This is a genomic window from Hymenobacter polaris (genome assembly GCF_012927305.1).
Classification (GTDB): Bacteria; Bacteroidota; Bacteroidia; order Cytophagales; family Hymenobacteraceae; genus Hymenobacter; species Hymenobacter polaris.
Genome location: NZ_JABBGH010000001.1, coordinates 2,152,306 through 2,167,741, shown reverse-complemented (window position 1 = coordinate 2,167,741; position 15,436 = coordinate 2,152,306). Strand labels below are relative to the sequence as shown.

Sequence of the window (15,436 nt, the reverse complement as noted above, 5' to 3'; positions counted from 1 at the left end):
CCGCCCCTGCCCCTGAATTACGCAAGTATATGATGACGATTGGTATTGTGGGTAGCGGCGCCATGGGGGCCGGTATTGCGCAGGTGGTGGCCCAGGCCGGCCACCCGGTGCGCCTCTTCGACCAGGACGCCGCCGCCCTGGCCCGCGCCACCGCCGGCCTGGCCGCTACCCTAGGTAAGTTGGCCGAAAAGGGCAAGCTGACTCCTGAAGTAGCCGCGGCCACCAAAGCCCGCATCAGCCCCGCGGCCAGCCTGGGCGAGCTGGCTGGTTGCGGCCTGGTACTGGAGGCAATTGTGGAAAAGCTGGAAGCGAAACAGCAGCTTTTTCGCGAGCTGGAGGTGGTAGTGGGTGAGGAGTGCCTGCTGGCTACCAATACGTCGTCGCTGTCGGTAACGGCCATTGCCGCCGCTTGCCAGCAGCCTGAGCGCTGCGTGGGCATTCACTTCTTCAACCCCGCGCCGGTGCTGCCGCTGGTAGAAGTAGTGGCTGCCGCCCAAACCCGCCCCGGCCTGGCCGACGAGGTGCGCACCCTGGTGCAAAGCTGGGGCAAGCGCCCCGTGCTGGCCCAGGATACACCCGGCTTCATCGTCAACCGCGTGGCGCGGCCGTTCTACGGCGAGGCGCTGCGCATTCTGGAAGAAGGGCTGGCCGACATTGCCACCATCGACTGGGCGCTCACCGAGCTGGGCGGCTTCCGCATGGGGCCGTTCGCGCTCATGGACTTCATTGGCCACGATGTCAACTTCCGCGTCACGGAAGCCGTGTTCGCCGCCTTCTTCTTCGACCCGCGCTACCGCCCGTCTTTCCGCCAGCAGCAGCTGCTACTAGCCGGCTACCTGGGGTGCAAAACCGGGCGCGGCTTCTACGACTACGCGTCCGGCGCCGTGCCGCCCACTCCCACCCGCGACGCGGTGCTGGGCCAGCGCCTCGTGCAGCGGGTGCTGGCCATGCTTATCAACGAGGCCGCCGATGCGCTCTACCTGGGCGTAGCCTCGGCCGCCGACCTGGAAACGGCCATGACGGCCGGCGTCAACTACCCTAAAGGCTTGCTGGCCTGGGCCAACGAGCTGGGCCCAGCGCACGTGCTGGCCACCCTCGACGGCCTGTTTGCCGAGTACCACGACCCGCGCTACCGCGCCAGCCCGCTGCTGCGGCGGCTGGCCCGCACCCACCAGCTGTTTGAGCTAGCTTAAGCAACGGGTCTAGGCTGGCCGATTCAGCACCCAGTCTTACCGCGGATGCCGGGCATGGTGTTGCCCTAGGGATAGCTGCCGCTACTACCCGCCAACCAAGGAGAAAGGCAAAAATCTTGCGGCAAATTCGGGCGATTCAGCGCGTAGCCGCCACGCGGAAAAAAAGCTTTGCCAGAAATGGGACAGCCTGAACAGCTACGCTATTTTTTGCTTTGAAAAGTGCAATATTTTGGCTTTTCTTGTTTTGTAATTGATTGAACTTGGGTCGCTTGATAAATATTTTTTTGATACATATAGTATTGAATATGAATAATTTGTGTAAAATGCTAGTTGTATTATAGAGATAAGATTTAGTAATGTCCGAAGAGGGTAATTAGCGGCGATAAAGTTCGCTTTATATTTAGAATGTGTTGTAAGTCACGTTGCTACAAAGCCGTCGCTTGCCGCTAATGAACTAAAAGAAAGCGTGTTGTTTTTTTAGAATTGATTCTTAGATAAAAACAACTGCTTTGAATAAGCGTACTAAAATATAGCCGGGGTTAGTTATTAGGTTTCTACGCTCAGCTGACTTTTCCCACCCTCCTCATGCTGCACAAACTGAATTATCCTTTGCTGGCGCTGATGGTTCAATCAGTCGTGGGACCCTTGCTTATCCTACTCAAATTCCTGAATGTGGTGACCTGGAGCTGGCTGGCAGTTATCCTCGTGCCCATTTCCCTGGCCGTTGGCTCGGTGCTGCTAGGCTTAGCCGAGCACCTGTACACGCAAGCGGCCCCCACTATTACCCTGGAGCGTAAGCGGCGGCCGCGCCACATCCTGTAAGTAGCTATAATAATAGAAAGTTATTGCACGCAAAAGCCCGCCTTGCCACTAGCTGGCAAGGCGGGCTTTTGCGCTTTTGAGGGGCTAGTCGCGCACCTGCTCCAGGCTGCTGCCGCTGCTCAGGTTTTGCTCGATGCGTGGGTCGCCGGCGTATTTCATCTGGCTGCCGCTGCTCAGGTCCACGTCGAGGGTTTCGGTGGCGCGCACGCTGGCTTGCGAGGCCTCGTGCAGGTTGGCCTTCACCTGGTTGGCGCTCAGGCCTAGGGCCTCTACCTGGCTGGCGCCGTGGCCTTCGAGGTCGAGGCGCTGGGCGTGGCCGGTGAGGTCGGCGCGGCTGGCGCCGCGCAGCTCCAGGGTCAGGGTAGGCACTTCGGCGGCCAGGCGCACGGCCGAGGCGCCGCGGGCCTCCAGGTGCAGGTCTTCCGACTGCGTGAAGCCGGACACGTCGGCCTGGCAGGCGCCGTTCAAGATAAGCTCGCGCAGGCGGGGCAGGGTCACGGTCACGAGTATTTCGTGGCTGCTATGGCTGCCGAGCGAAAACAGGTCGAAGTCGCCGCTGCTTTGGCCCAGAATTACCCGGTTGCCGTCGCGGCGCAGGCGCAGCTCGCGCAGGTCGGCGGGGCGGCCGGCGGCTTCTACCTTGTACTCGTTGCCAGCGCGCACCACCACGTGCAAGGCGCCGCCAGCTTCTATTTCCGAAAATTCGCCGGGGTCGCTCAGGGTTTTGCGCTCGCTGCCGTAGTGGCCGGGCTCGGTATTGAAGCTGGCCGCGTCGGTTTCTACGCTCACGCGGGGCTGGTCGCCGTCGGTGTTCACGCGCACCCGCATCCGGTTGCCGTTCACGTCGAACTTCACCACCTCGTCGCCGTCGCTGTTTTCATCGTCGCCCTCGTCGTTGCTACTAGCATCGCTGCTGCTGCTGCACCCTAGGCAGGTAAAGCGACCCTGGCGGGTGAGGCGGGCGCGGTAGGGCTCGTCGGTATCGGGCCGGTGGCGGTCGGTGAAGTCGTCGTCGTCAAGCAGCTCCAGGAAGGCCGGCGTGAGGGTGTACACCTTGCCTAGGGGTAGATGCAGGGTCAGGGTCAGCTGCTGGTTGCGGAAAGGCATGTTCTCCTTCAGCTCAATGCCCCGGTCGAAGGTCAACGTTGAATCCTGCTGGCTGTAATTGTAGCTAATGGAGTTTTGGGCGGTGAGGCGGGCGGCGCTTTGGCTGCGGCCACGGGCCGAAAATTCCTGCTCGACGCGCACTGCCGCGTTGCTATCGGCCGGCGCCAGGCGCAGGCGCACTTGGCGCAGATACTCGCTGTGGTCGCGGGCATCCAACACCAGGCCGGGGCTAGGGATATAGTCTAGCTCTTGGGTAGTGGTGTAAGAAGCGTGAGTCTGGTAATTGCGGGCGTACTGCGCCGTGGCGGCGGCCGTGCCCGCCAGGCCGGCCAGCCATAAGCCCAGCAGCAGCAGGCTGCCGGTTTGGTTGAGCACCGAGCGGCGCAGCAGTAGGCGCAAGCCCAGCAGCAGCAGTGCCAGCGATGGCACCCCTAGGGCCAAAAAGGCCGACACAATGCCCCAGGTAGGTACGTCGTGCAGCAGCAAATACTTGGTGCCAGGTTCACCTAAATCCATCGTATCGTGGGGCAGCAAGCCTAAAATAACGCCGAAGGACAAGGCCAGCCATATTAATAGGAAACCCGCAAGCAGCAGCAGAGAGGCCCCCACTACCACTCGGAGCGCGCCGCCTACAAAGCCCAGGGCCGGGCGAGCCTCGCGGGCGGCGTTCTCAAAAAAAGTGCCTACCGGGCGGTTAGGGCCCGCCGGGCCATCGGTTGCATTGCTGCGCAGGTTGCTGTCGATGCCCGACAGCGTGACGGCGTCGCCGCGCATCTGCATCTTTTCCGACACGGTGCGAGCCTCCGGCACTACTATCCACAGGATGATGTAGACCACGAAGCCCGTGCCGCCCACCAGCGTCGTGGCCAGAAACAGCACTCGGATGAGCGTGACGTCCACGTTGAAATACGCCGCCAGGCCGGCCGATACGCCGCCCACCTTGCCGGCGTCGGTGTCGCGGTAAAACTTGCGCCCCGCCAGCGGCCCGCTGTTGCTGAGCGTGTCGATGGGCTCGGGGGCGTCGTAGCGCTTGGGCAGGGCTATCCACAGCACCACGTAGCTCCAGAAAGCTACCTGGCCCAGGCCAAAGTGTCCGCGCCAGTCGCCAAAGCCCCAGTGGCCTACGTTGATGAACAGGTTGGGGAGCAGCAGCGCGGCCAGGAAAACGAGGCGCACCACCAGCGGGTTGACCATGAAGTACTGGGCCAGGCCGGCGCACACGCCCGCAATCTTGCGGTGGGCCAGGTCGCGATACAGGCGGCGGGGCTGGCCATCGGCATCGTGGGTGGCAAAGCCGCCGGCCGGTGGGGGCGTGCGGCCGCTGGCAGGGCGCCCAAAGCCGGCCGACTGCTGGCCGGTGCCAGCGTAGGCGGGCTCTTCCTCATCCTCGTCGGGCGAGGTGTTGAAGTCGCTGACGCGGCCCATCTTGGCGGTCATCTCCTGCACGTCGGCCAGGGTGATGACCTGCTTGGCGGGCGAGATGCGCGCCGCAAACAGCTCGGCGATGCGCCCCTCGATGTCGGCCACAATCTCCTCGTGGCCCTGGTAGCTGGCAAAGTGCGCCTTTACCTCCTGGAGGTAGCGGCTAAGCACTTCGTAGCCATCATCTTCGACGTGGAAGATGATACCCTGCAAGTTGATGCTGATGTTCTTTTTCATGAGAAAGGCCGCAGGCGCGAGCGCGGCAGTTTAAGCTGAGAAAGGCGGGTTGGCGGGTAGGGGCGAGGAACCTAGGGGGTGCGCGGCGGCTGCCGGATGATGCCCACCGAGAGGGCCATTTCCTCCCAGGTCTGGCGCAGCTCCTCCAAAAACTGGCGGCCGGCCTCGGTGAGGGTGTAGTATTTGCGCGGCGGTCCGGAGGTCGATTCCTTCCAGGTATAGTCGAGCAGCGCGGCGTTTTTGAGGCGCGTGAGCAGGGGGTAGAGGGTGCCCTCCACCACTATCATGCGGGCTTGCGTCAGCTCCTCCAGCATATCGGAGGCGTAGGCCTCGCCCCGGCCAATTATCTCCAGAATGCAGAATTCGAGAATGCCTTTGCGCATCTGCACCTGGGTGTTCTCCAGTTTCATAGGCGTTGCGGGGGTGTAGTGGGTGTGAAACAGTACAAATGTAATGCAGGTACTTTGTATTGCATAATACTTGGTGTAAAATTTTTTGTTACACTAAGCGAGAATTTTTCTACCTAGGGTATAAAGTGTGGCTGAAGCACTTAAAAAAGAGGCGGTCATGCTGAGCGCAGTCGAAGCATCTCTACCGCATCGTCTGGGTGACGTTTGGTAGAGATGCTTCGACTGCGCTCAGCATGACCGCCTTTCTTTCAGCTGGTTGCCTTCTAGTAGCTACTCCGCCTTTAGTAGGCGCAGATGCTGGCGCGTGGTGCCTTCCAGCGTCAGCACGTAGCTGCCGGCCGGTAGAAGCTGCGTGTTGAGCGTCAGCTCGTTGGGCCCCACTTGCTCGCGCAGGCTGCCGGTACGCACCACCTGGCCGGTCGCATTGGTGAGCAGCCAGTGCCCGCTGCCGACCGCGGCCGCTGGCCACTGCACCGTCACGGCCCCGGTGGCCGGGTTGGGATAGAGGCTGGCCCCGGCCGGGGCCGCGGTGGCCGCCGCGGTGCCTAGGGCCGTGGCCAGCCCAAAAGCCTCTACCTCGTACAGGGAGTAGCCGTAGGTGGTGGCCCGCTGGGTGGCGTACACGCGCAGGTAGCGGGCACGAGCCTGCAAGCCGGGCAGGTCGTCGAGGCCGCCATCGCCGTTGGTCACCGTTTGGATAGTGGTCCAGCTTTGGCCGTCGAGCGAGGTTTGCAGCTGGTACTGCTGGGCGTAGGCGGCCTCCCAGCTTAGCTGCACCCGCGCAATAGCTTGCGGCGCGCCAAAATCGAGCTGCACGTACTGCGGGCCGGCCCCTAGGGCACTCGCCCAGCGCGAATTGATGTCGCGGTCGGCCGCGTTAGCGGGGCCGGTCGTAGTGGTTTCCTGCGACGAGGCGGTGACGGCCACCGGCACCAGCCGGCCGGCTTCCCAGCCGGCGGGGCGGCCCACGTAGAGCTGCCCCAGGGCCGTGAGCTGCCCGTCGCTGCCGAGCAGGTTGATGTTGGGAATCTCGTTGTTGCGGCCCGAAAACCAGGCGTAGCGAAACACGGCCGGCTCTTTTTCGAGGTAGTTCACGGCGTCGAGCAGGTATTTCTGCTGCACGGCCGCCGTAATCTGGCCGGCGGGCATGTCGCCGCAGGCAAACTCGGTTACCCAAATCGGCTTGTTGTACTTCTTCAACTCGGCCACCTTCTGGCGCAGGTACTGCTCCTGGCACACGTAGGTATGCACCGCAATGTAGTCGACCTGGCAACTGGGGCAGGCCGCAAAAAACGCGTCCAGGTACTGCGTGGGCGTGTAGTACGTCACGCCATTCTCACTCACGCAGTCGCCGCAGTAGTTCACCGAGGGGGCTACTAGCTTCAGGCCCCGGCGGCGGGCCACCTCCTGCAGCGCAGGCCACACGGCGGCGGCCTGGCTGGGTGTCAGGTTGGCCTGGCTCCGAAAATTGGGCTCGTTGAAGCCCAGCAGGTACTGGACGCCGGCCGAAATTTTGGCATCCAGCCGGTCGGCCGTCACCGGGCTGCCGTCGAGGCTGCCGTTCCACTGCGTGGGCACGTACTCGACCCCTAGGGCCTGGTACACGCTGGCCGCGCCGGTAGCGTCGGGGGTGGGGGCCCAGTTGTACCACCAGGCCACGCCGGGGGCCAGTGCCCGCAGGTCGGCCGCCGAGTTGTAGCCGTAGGCCTCGCCCCGCTTGGCGCTGCGAATAGTTTGGGCCTGAGCGGTTTGCCAGGCTGGGCCGACCAGTAGCCCTAGGGCCAGCAAGCACCGGTAGCGGGGGGGGAGCGGCGTAAAAAAAGGCATGCGGCGAGTGGGTGGGGAAAGAAAGTAGCCCCCAAGATAGGCACGCTAACCTGGTCGTTTAGAGTTGGCTACGCGGCGGCCCGCCGGGCGAAAAACCAGGCGGCAGCGGTTTTCATGGAATGACGTACTTTCCGGCCGTAACTTGCGTTGCCGCTCCGATTATTTCCTATTGCTACGTTAATTCTATGCTCTCTTTATCTACTACGCAACGGCTAGGTATTGGGCTGGCACTAAGCGCCTTCGTGCTGGGTATGGCCCCGGTGGCCCGCGCCCAGTCCAACACGCCCAAGTACAGCAACGAGTTTATGAACCTGGGCGCGGGCGCCCGCTCGCTAGGCATGGGCAAAGTGCAGGTGAGCCTGGCCAACGACGCCACCGCCGGCTATTGGAACCCCGCCGCCCTCACCAGCGTGGCCAACAAGTACGATGGGGTGCTGATGCACGCCGAGCTGTTTTCGGGCATTGTGAAGTACGACTACGCGGCCTTTGCCTTACCCCTCGACGAAAAAAGTGCCCTAGGGGTGACGCTGCTGCGCTCGGGCGTGGACAATATTGCCGACACCCGGGCGCTAGTAAACGAGTACGGATACATCGACTACAGCAAGATTACCTACTTCTCGGTGGCCAACTATGGGCTGCTGCTGAGCTACGCCCGCCAGCTGGGCCCCGAGGGCCTGAGCGTGGGCGCCAACGGCAAGATTATCTACCAGAATGTGGGCAACTTCGCCAACGCCTACGGCTTCGGGGTGGATGTGGGCCTGCAATACAACCACGGCGGCTGGCGCCTGGGCTTGATGGCGCGCGACATTACCACCACCTACAACGCCTGGAGCATCAACGCCGACCAGTTTAAAGCCACGGCGGTGCCCGGCGAATCCCTGCCGGGTCATTCGACCGAAATAACCCTGCCCCGGCTGGTGCTGGGCGCGGGCCGCCAGTTTACGCTGCCCGGCCAGTTTTCGGCCCTGGTAGCCGCCGACCTGGAGGCCACCACCGACGGGCAGCGCAACGCCCTAGTGTCGGCCAAGCCGGTGAGCGTGGACCCGCGCGTGGGGGTGGAAATCGGCTACCGCAAGCTGGCCTTTTTGCGCGGCGGGGTGGGCAACTACCAGCGCATCACCAACTTCGACCAGCGCCAGATGTGGAAGGGCCAGTATAGCCTAGGGGCGGGCGTGGCCATTAGCGGCCTGCGCATCGACCTAGCCCTCTCGCGCCTCGACCTGGACGCCAACGGCGGCACGGCCGCCCAAACCAACTCGCTTATCGTGAGCCTGGGCTACGGCCTGGGCAGCCGCACGGCGGGCCTGGGCGGCTTGCCCAGCGGCCAGTAGGCTATCCTAAAAAACTAGTAGCGAATTAATTATACTGATTGAAACATCTATAACCGTCTAATATTTATGAATCACGCTTACCGGGCCCTGGCCGGGTGCCTGCGCCGTTGCTGGCGGCCGGCTCTGCTGCTGGTTTTGCTGCTGGGCAGCGCCCTAGGCAGCCGGGCGCAGTCGGGCCCCTATGGCAACGAGTGGATAATGTCGGGCCAGCCCTACTACAAGATAAAAGTGTGGCGCAACGGCCTCTATCACCTCGACTACGCCTACCTCAGCAAGCTGGGGGCGGGGACCACGGCGCCCACGCAGCTGCAGCTATGGCGGCGCGGCAAAGAGGTGGCCGTATACCAAGGCGGCAACTCGGCCGCGCTCGATGCCAGCACCTTTCTGGAGTTTTATGGGCAGCGCAACGATGGCGCCCTCGATAAAGACTATTACAAAGACAGCCGCGACCAAGCTAATCCGCATTTCAGTTTCTTCACCGATACGGCGGCTTACTTTATAACCTGGGGTAGCCGGCCCGGCAAGCGCATGGCCCAGCCGGCGGCCACTGGCGGCGCTCCTCACGCCTGGCGCCTGCAAACGACCCTCAAGCTGCACACCGACGGCTACCTCGACGCGCCTAACACCACCTACCTGCCCTGGCTGGAGCCGGGCGAAGGCTTTTTCTCGGGGCTGATTTACCAGCGGTCTTCTTCCTCCGTCAACGACTCCTTGCTGCGGGCGGTGGCTACCACGGCTACCACGCTGCCGCGGGCCGAGGTAGTCATATCGGGTTCCAGCGACCCTATCAATGGCCACCACGTAGTGGTGCGGGCCGTGTCGGCGGCCGGCACGCAGCGGGAGCTGGGCCGGCTTACTTTTCCCGATTTTACGTATGGCAAGGGCAGGTACGTGCTGCAATTCGGCGATATAAAGCCCAGCGGGCAGGTTGAGCTAAATGCAGAAGTGTACCAGAATCCACCTTCCGGAGTAGGTGATGGCTGGCGCTATGCTTACTCGCGCCTGGTGGTGCCGCAGCAGGTGGTGTGGTTCAGCGACCGGGCCAGCGTGGCCTTCGAAAATGACTCGCTGCTAACCGGTCCCGCCACGTACGAGGTCGACAACGTGCCGGCCGCCGTGGCGGGCTTCGACGTGCACGACCCTTGGAACGTGCAGCGCGTCGCGCCGGCCGCCGCTCAAACCCTAGGGGCCACCGCCCGGCGCTACGTGTTTCCGAGCGCCACCGAGCAGCAAACGCGCCGCCTGCTGCTGGCCGATGAGAGCCACCCGCTGACGCCCGCCCCGGCCCAGCGCGTAGTATTCCGCACCCTGGACCCGGTGAAGCCCAACTTCGTCATCATCACGCACCCGGCGCTGCAAAAAGCCAGCGGCGCGGCCCCCAACGCCGCCCAGGCCTACGCTGCCTACCGCGCCTCGGTGGCGGGCGGGCGCTACGATACGCTGATGGTGACCGCTCCGCTGCTCTACGACCAGTTTCACTACGGCGAGCGGTCGGTGCTGGCCCTACGCCACTTCGCGCTGTGGCTGGCCGATAAGTCGCCCGTGGCGCAGGCCAAGTACCTGCTGCTGCTGGGCAAGGGTATTTCGCCAGGTACTCCCCTAGGCTCGAATGACTACGGCCTGGGTTATTTCGGGCAGCCCTCGTATAACACCACCCGCTTCCAGGGCGAAGCCGGCCTCGACCTGGTGCCTATTTCTACGCGGGCTCCCTCCGACATCTTTCTGTCTAGCGACTGGCCGCACAGCAACTATACCCCGCGCCTGATAACGGGTCGCCTAGTGGCGCAAACACCCGCCGAGGTGATGGCTTACCTAGGTAAGCTGAAGGAGTACGAGCTTAGCCTGGCCACCAACCTGGATGCGTGGCACAAAGACGTGGTGCAGCTGGTGGGCGGCCACTCAGCCGCCGACTTTGCGGAGTTTGGTGGCTACATGGACCACTACAAGAAGCAGATTTCGAGCCCCTTGTTTGGCGGCAACGTGACCACCTACCGGCGCACCGCCACGGATGGCGGCACCGTGCCGTTCCCCATTCCCAAGCAAGTAAATGCGGGCCTGCAGCTCATCAGCTACTTCGGCCACGGCTCGCCCAACTACGCCGAGCTGCAAATTGGGGATATTAAGGACGTGACCATCGGCTACAACAACGCCGGCCGCTACCCCATTATGCTGTACAGCGGCTGCGGCGCGGGCGCGTGCTTCTTTCCCACGCCCACCTTTGGCTCCGACTGGGTGCTGGCGGCCAACAAGGGCGCCATCGGCATGCTGGCCGAAACGGGCTTCTCCTACGCCTACCTCATCCACCCCATGGAGCAGCTTTCCAACCAGCTGCTCTTCAACGATGCCACCTGGTTTGGGCGGCCCCTGGCCGAGGTGCAGCGCGAAGTCATTCGCCGCCTGCCCACTATAGCGCCCACGGCAGACTTTAACAACGCCTTCTTTGCCAACAATAGCCCCGAAGCCGTGCAGCAGCTGCAAACCCAGCTGTGGCAGGGCGACCCGGCCCTACGCCTGTTTGCCCCCCCTAGGCCCGACCTGATTGCCAGCAACGCCACGCTCTCCATTGCGCCGGTGGCGGGCCAAACCAGCGTAATGGCCACCTCCGCCAGCTTCGTGCTGAACGTGGGCGTGAGCAACCCGGCGCGCATCACGCGCGACTCGGTGGAAATTCGCGTCACGCGCCGCTACCCCAACGGCAACACGGATACCTATTTTTTCAACGGGCTCACGGCTAGCACCAAGGCGTTTCCGCAGGCCTTCAGCCGCGATACGGTATATGCCATCACGCTGCCCAACGCGGGCAACGTGTTCGGCGACAACGTGTTCACCGTCGACCTCGACTACCGCAACAAGATTGCCGAGCTGAGCGAAACCAACAACACGGCTACGCTGCGCTTCTCATTTTTGCAAAGCGGCATTACCCTGCTGGCCCCCAGCGAATTTGGCATCGTAAATAGCACCCAGCCCCGGCTGGTTGCCCAGAGCAACAACCTAAACGAGGTTCTGCGGGGCTACGACGTGCAGGTAGACTCGGTGGCTACCTTCGACAGCCAGGCGCTGAGGTCGAGCACCGTGACGGCCAATACGGTCGTTAACTACGTGCCGGCTACCTTGCGTAGCACCCGCGACTCCACGGTGTGGTACTGGCGAGTGCGCTTCAGCACGCCCTCGGCCACGGAGGATAAGAGCTGGGTAACCAGCTCCTTCCGGGTGATTACGGGCGCGGTAGCCGGCAGCTGGTCGCAGAGCCACAGCGGGCAGTTTAGGCGCGACCAGCTGCAGGGCGTGGCCGTGGCGGCGCCCACCAACCGCTGGAGCTTCCAGGGCCAGCCGGTGCCCGTGCAGCTGCGCACGGCGGGCGGCGGCCTGCCGGGCAGCGGCGCCACCTTCCTCACGGCCGGCGGCAGCATCTTCACCGACATTTCGCGGCCTCCCTACGTGAGCGACTGCGCCGTGAACGTGCCCAACCTGCTGGCCGTGGTGCTCGACCACAATACCCTGCAGCGCATCACGGTACCCGGTACGGGCTACCCCACCTGCGGCCAGGGCGGCCAAACGTTCTACCACTTCGCCTACGGGGGTGACACTATCTCGAACATTAATGCCAGTCAGGGTACCCGCGATTTGCTGAGCCGCTTTATGACCAGCGTGCCCGACGGCGCCTACGTGCTGCTGGTGAGCGAGAACCGCGTGCGCTTTGCCGACCCCGCCCTGGCCAGCGTGCGTCAGCTGCTGGCTACCACCCTAGGCAGCAAGCTCATCGGCCAGCTCAAAAACGGCGAGCCCTGGGCCATTGTGGCCGAGAAGCGCGCCAGCGGCGGCCGGCTGCTGCGCGAGCTGGGCCCCGATGCCAGCCTCGGCACGCCCACCTACAGCCAGCAGATTAGCCTGGTGGATACCCTGAGCACGGTGGGTACTTCGGGCCAGGTGTTGAGCACCCTCATCGGCCCGGCCCGGCAGTGGCAGTCGTTGTTCACCCAGATAAAGCGCGAGTCGAGCACCTCGGCCTACACCCTGAGTTTGCTAGGCGTAGATGCTAAAAACAACGAAACGGTGCTTCAGGCCGACATTAAAGCCAAGCGCCTCGACCTGAGCGGCTACTCGGCCACCACCTACCCTAGGATGCGCCTGAAGCTGACCCTGCGCGACTCGGTGAACCGGGTGCCGCCGCAACTGCGGCAGTGGCTACTCAGCTACCGCGGCCTGCCCGAGGGCGTGGTGCGCCGCGACTTGGTGGCGGCTACCGCTTACGACGCCGCCACCCTGGCCAAGCAGGCCGTGAATGACGGCTACCTGCACTTCCCCGTTAAGTTCGACAACGTGGCGCCCGACCCCTTTGCCAAGCGCCTACAGCTACGGGTGTCGCTCTACGATGCGGCTAACAAGCTCGTAACTTATCCTGGTAGCACTACGCCGGTGCAAACGCTCATCACGGCCCCGCGCGATTTAGGGGCCAGCGACAGCGTGCTGACTTTTCCGGCCGCGCTGGTGAGGCTCAAAGTGATTGGGGTGTTTGGCACCTTCACGCCGGTGGCAATGGTCAATCCGCAGGATAGCCTGCAAAATGCGCAGGGGCAGAAAATTCCACTGGGGCAGCCCGAGCAGATTTACTTCAACAACGAGCTGCGCCTGCCGCCCATTACGGTGGTTGATACCAACGTGCCGCCCACGCTCGACGTGGCCGTGGATGGCCGCCACATCCTCAATGGCGAGCTGGTGTCGCCCACGCCGGTTATCGCCATTCAACTCAAGGACGAAGACCGGCTGCGCGCCATCAAGGACGCGTCGTACTTCACGGTGTACTTGCAGCGGGCCGACCAAGCCACGGCCACAGTAGTGAACGTGCGGGACTCAAACATCATCCGCTTCACCGTCGACTCGACCTCGCAGAAAGGCAGCGTGGCCAAGCTGGAGTACTACCCTGGCAAAACCGGCGCCCTGCCCGATGGCGTGTATACGCTGCGGGTGCAGGGCCGCGACCCCTCGGGCGCCAGCTCGGGTACCCAGGACTACCAAGTGAAATTTGAGGTGGTGCAGGCGTCATCGATTACCAACGTCTTCCCCTATCCGAACCCCATCACTAGCAAGGCAAAATTCGTGTTTACCGTGACAGGCGAAACCCTGCCCACCAACATGAAAATCCAGATTATGACGCTCACGGGCAAGGTGGTGCGCGAAATCTTCATGGCTGAGTTGGGCCCGCTGCACATCGGCAACAACATCACTGACTACGCCTGGGACGGCACCGACCAATACGGCGACCGCCTGGCCAACGGCACTTACCTCTACCGCGTGCTGCTCGACGACCCCGGCAGCAAGTTCACCCAGCGCGCCACCGCCGGCGACAAGAGCTTCAAGAACGACTGGGGCAAGCTGGTGCTGCTGCGGTAAATGAGTAAGTGAGTAGATGAGTAAGGGCCCGGTACTGCTGCTTGACTGCGCAGTACCGGGCCCTTACTCATCTACTCACTTACTCATTTACCGCGCTAGCGTCGCCGCAGCGTCACGAAACTGTAGGCGTGGGGATTCTGGTCGTCGGCCTCGTGGCGCTCACGGGTTTCCTCGCGCCACTGGGCGGGGGCCAGGGTCGGAAAAAACGTATCGCCCGCGAAGGTGCCGTGCACCTCAGTCAGGTACACCAGGTCGGCGGCGGGCAGCGCTTCGCGATAAATCTCACCGCCCCCAATAATGCACACCACGCCCTCGGCGCCGGCCAGCTCGCGGGCGCGGGCCAGGGCAGCCGCCACCGTGGGGTAGGCCTCGGTGCCGGCCGCCTCCCAACTCGGCTGGCGCGTTATTACGAGGTTGGGGCGGCCGGGCAGGGCGCGCCCGATGCTGTCAAACGTTTTGCGCCCCATCACCACCGGGTGCCCTAGAGTCAGTTGTTTAAAATGCCGCAGGTCGGCGGGGAGGCGGCCCCAGGGCAGCTCGCCTGCCCGGCCGATAACGTTGTTGCCGTCGGCCACGGCTACCACTAAAGCTATCATATAGAAAGTCGGAAAAGCCCGGTTGGAGGGCGGCAGTAATTACTCGGCAAAAGCCAGTTTGTTGCCGCGCAGTAGCTCTTCCGCGCTCATGCGCTTCTTGCCTTCGAGCTGCACGTCCAGCAAATCAAGCCAGCCGCTGGGGGTAGCCACGCGCAGGTAGCGGCGGCCGTCGGTAGCCCAGGTGCCGGGGGCGGGCAAGGTGTTAGCAGGCAAGGCATCGGCGGGCCCTAGGGCCTGGGCGCGCAGCACTTTCAGGCCGCGGCCGTCGGGCAGGGTGGTGTAGGCGGCGGGGGCGGGGGCCAGGCCGCGCACCTGGTTGACGAGGGCGGTGGCGGGGCGCCCAAAATCGAGCCGGCCGGTTTCCTTGGTCAGCTTGGGGGCAGCGCGCAAATCGGGCGGGTTGGCCTGGGGCGTGCTGGGGGCCTGGCCCGCCGCCAGGGCCAGCACCGTGCGCCGCGCCAGGTCGGCCCCTAGGTGCTTGAGCTTGTCATAGAGCGAGCCAAAATCGTCGGTCGGTGCGATGGGTAGCTTCTCTTGCAGCAGCAAGTCGCCCGTGTCAATCTCGTGGCGCAGCAAAAAGCTGCTGACGCCCGTTTCCTGGTCGCCGTGCATGAGGGCCCAGTTGATGGGGGCCGCCCCGCGGTACTGCGGCAGCAGCGAGGCATGGATGTTTACCGACCCCAGGCGCGGCATGTTCCATACCGCCTCGGGCAGCATGCGGAAGGCCACTACCACCTGCAAATCGGCCCGGTAGCCACGCAACTCCGCCTGAAACTCGGGCGACTTGAGGTTGGTGGGTTGCAGTACCGGCAGGCCGTGCCCTAGGGCCGCCTGCTTCACGGCCGAGGCTTGCAGCTGGCGCCCGCGCCCGGCGGGCCGGTCAGGCCCGGTGATAACGGCCACTATCTCGGCTTCGGGCAGCGCCAGCAGGGCTTCGAGGGTGGGCACGGCAAAATCGGGCGTGCCCATAAAAACGATGCGGAGGGGAGAGGGAGGCATATAGAGTGTGTAGCGCAAGAACTAGACGGTCATTCCGAGCTTGCTGAGGAATCTCGCTTGCGCTATTTACCAATCGGTCGGTTATCGTTGGGCGATACAAG

9 protein-coding genes are annotated in these 15,436 nt (G+C 63.5%); 4 read left to right on the top strand and 5 right to left on the bottom strand.

The window, feature by feature from the left end:
- Positions 1 to 29 precede the first annotated feature (29 nt).
- The gene (locus HHL22_RS09230) at positions 30 to 1,193 is read left to right on the top strand and encodes a 3-hydroxyacyl-CoA dehydrogenase NAD-binding domain-containing protein (RefSeq protein WP_206680700.1); all 1,164 of its coding nucleotides are present in this window, start codon (positions 30 to 32) and stop codon (positions 1,191 to 1,193) included.
- A gap of 585 nt (positions 1,194 to 1,778) precedes the next feature.
- Entirely contained in the window at positions 1,779 to 2,015 is a 237-nt protein-coding gene (locus HHL22_RS09225) for a hypothetical protein (protein ID WP_169530643.1), read from the top strand.
- Positions 2,016 to 2,099: 84 nt separating this feature from the next.
- Here HHL22_RS09225 and HHL22_RS09220 read toward each other — a convergent pair whose 3' ends face one another.
- From HHL22_RS09220 to HHL22_RS09210, 3 genes are all read right to left on the bottom strand, one after another.
- On the bottom strand, positions 2,100 to 4,781 hold the full coding sequence (locus HHL22_RS09220; protein ID WP_169530641.1) for a PspC domain-containing protein: 2,682 nt from the start codon (positions 4,779 to 4,781) through the stop codon (positions 2,100 to 2,102).
- A 71-nt stretch (positions 4,782 to 4,852) separates the two neighbouring features.
- Complete coding sequence (locus HHL22_RS09215) at positions 4,853 to 5,191, bottom strand: PadR family transcriptional regulator (RefSeq protein WP_169530639.1); 339 nt, start codon at positions 5,189 to 5,191, stop codon at positions 4,853 to 4,855.
- 270 nt (positions 5,192 to 5,461) lie between these two features.
- Positions 5,462 to 7,018 carry a glycosyl hydrolase gene (locus tag HHL22_RS09210; protein ID WP_169530637.1) on the bottom strand — a complete coding sequence of 519 codons (1,557 nt, stop codon included), beginning with the start codon at positions 7,016 to 7,018 and terminating at the stop codon, positions 5,462 to 5,464.
- 185 nt (positions 7,019 to 7,203) lie between these two features.
- Here HHL22_RS09210 and HHL22_RS09205 point away from each other — a divergent pair, with 185 nt between their 5' ends.
- Positions 7,204 to 8,349 carry a putative type IX sorting system protein PorV2 gene (locus tag HHL22_RS09205; RefSeq protein WP_169530635.1) on the top strand — a complete coding sequence of 382 codons (1,146 nt, stop codon included), beginning with the start codon at positions 7,204 to 7,206 and terminating at the stop codon, positions 8,347 to 8,349.
- 66 nt (positions 8,350 to 8,415) lie between these two features.
- Positions 8,416 to 13,740: a putative type IX secretion system sortase PorU2 gene (gene porU2, locus HHL22_RS09200; protein ID WP_169530633.1), complete on the top strand. Its 5,325-nt coding sequence runs from the start codon at positions 8,416 to 8,418 to the stop codon at positions 13,738 to 13,740.
- Between the two features lie 95 nt (positions 13,741 to 13,835).
- On the opposite strand, the gene HHL22_RS09195 is transcribed toward porU2, so the two are convergent.
- Complete coding sequence (locus HHL22_RS09195; RefSeq protein ID WP_169530632.1) at positions 13,836 to 14,336, bottom strand: dihydrofolate reductase; 501 nt, start codon at positions 14,334 to 14,336, stop codon at positions 13,836 to 13,838.
- A 39-nt stretch (positions 14,337 to 14,375) separates the two neighbouring features.
- The gene (fmt, locus tag HHL22_RS09190) at positions 14,376 to 15,335 is read right to left on the bottom strand and encodes a methionyl-tRNA formyltransferase (protein ID WP_169530630.1); all 960 of its coding nucleotides are present in this window, start codon (positions 15,333 to 15,335) and stop codon (positions 14,376 to 14,378) included.
- Positions 15,336 to 15,436: the final 101 nt, after the last annotated feature.

Bases quoted from the DNA above. Each gene is read 5' to 3' on its own strand.
- HHL22_RS09215 (WP_169530639.1), bottom strand. From the start codon at position 5,191: ATGAAACTGGAGAACACCCAGGTGCAGATGCGCAAAGGCATTCTCGAA.
- HHL22_RS09195 (WP_169530632.1), bottom strand. From the start codon at position 14,336: ATGATAGCTTTAGTGGTAGCCGTGGCCGACGGCAACAACGTTATCGGC.
- fmt (WP_169530630.1), bottom strand. From the start codon at position 15,335: ATGCCTCCCTCTCCCCTCCGCATCGTTTTTATGGGCACGCCCGATTTT.
- HHL22_RS09210 (WP_169530637.1), bottom strand. From the start codon at position 7,018: ATGCCTTTTTTTACGCCGCTCCCCCCCCGCTACCGGTGCTTGCTGGCC.
- HHL22_RS09230 (WP_206680700.1), top strand. From the start codon at position 30: ATGATGACGATTGGTATTGTGGGTAGCGGCGCCATGGGGGCCGGTATT.
- HHL22_RS09220 (WP_169530641.1), bottom strand. From the start codon at position 4,781: ATGAAAAAGAACATCAGCATCAACTTGCAGGGTATCATCTTCCACGTC.
- HHL22_RS09225 (WP_169530643.1), top strand. From the start codon at position 1,779: ATGCTGCACAAACTGAATTATCCTTTGCTGGCGCTGATGGTTCAATCA.
- porU2 (WP_169530633.1), top strand. From the start codon at position 8,416: ATGAATCACGCTTACCGGGCCCTGGCCGGGTGCCTGCGCCGTTGCTGG.
- HHL22_RS09205 (WP_169530635.1), top strand. From the start codon at position 7,204: ATGCTCTCTTTATCTACTACGCAACGGCTAGGTATTGGGCTGGCACTA.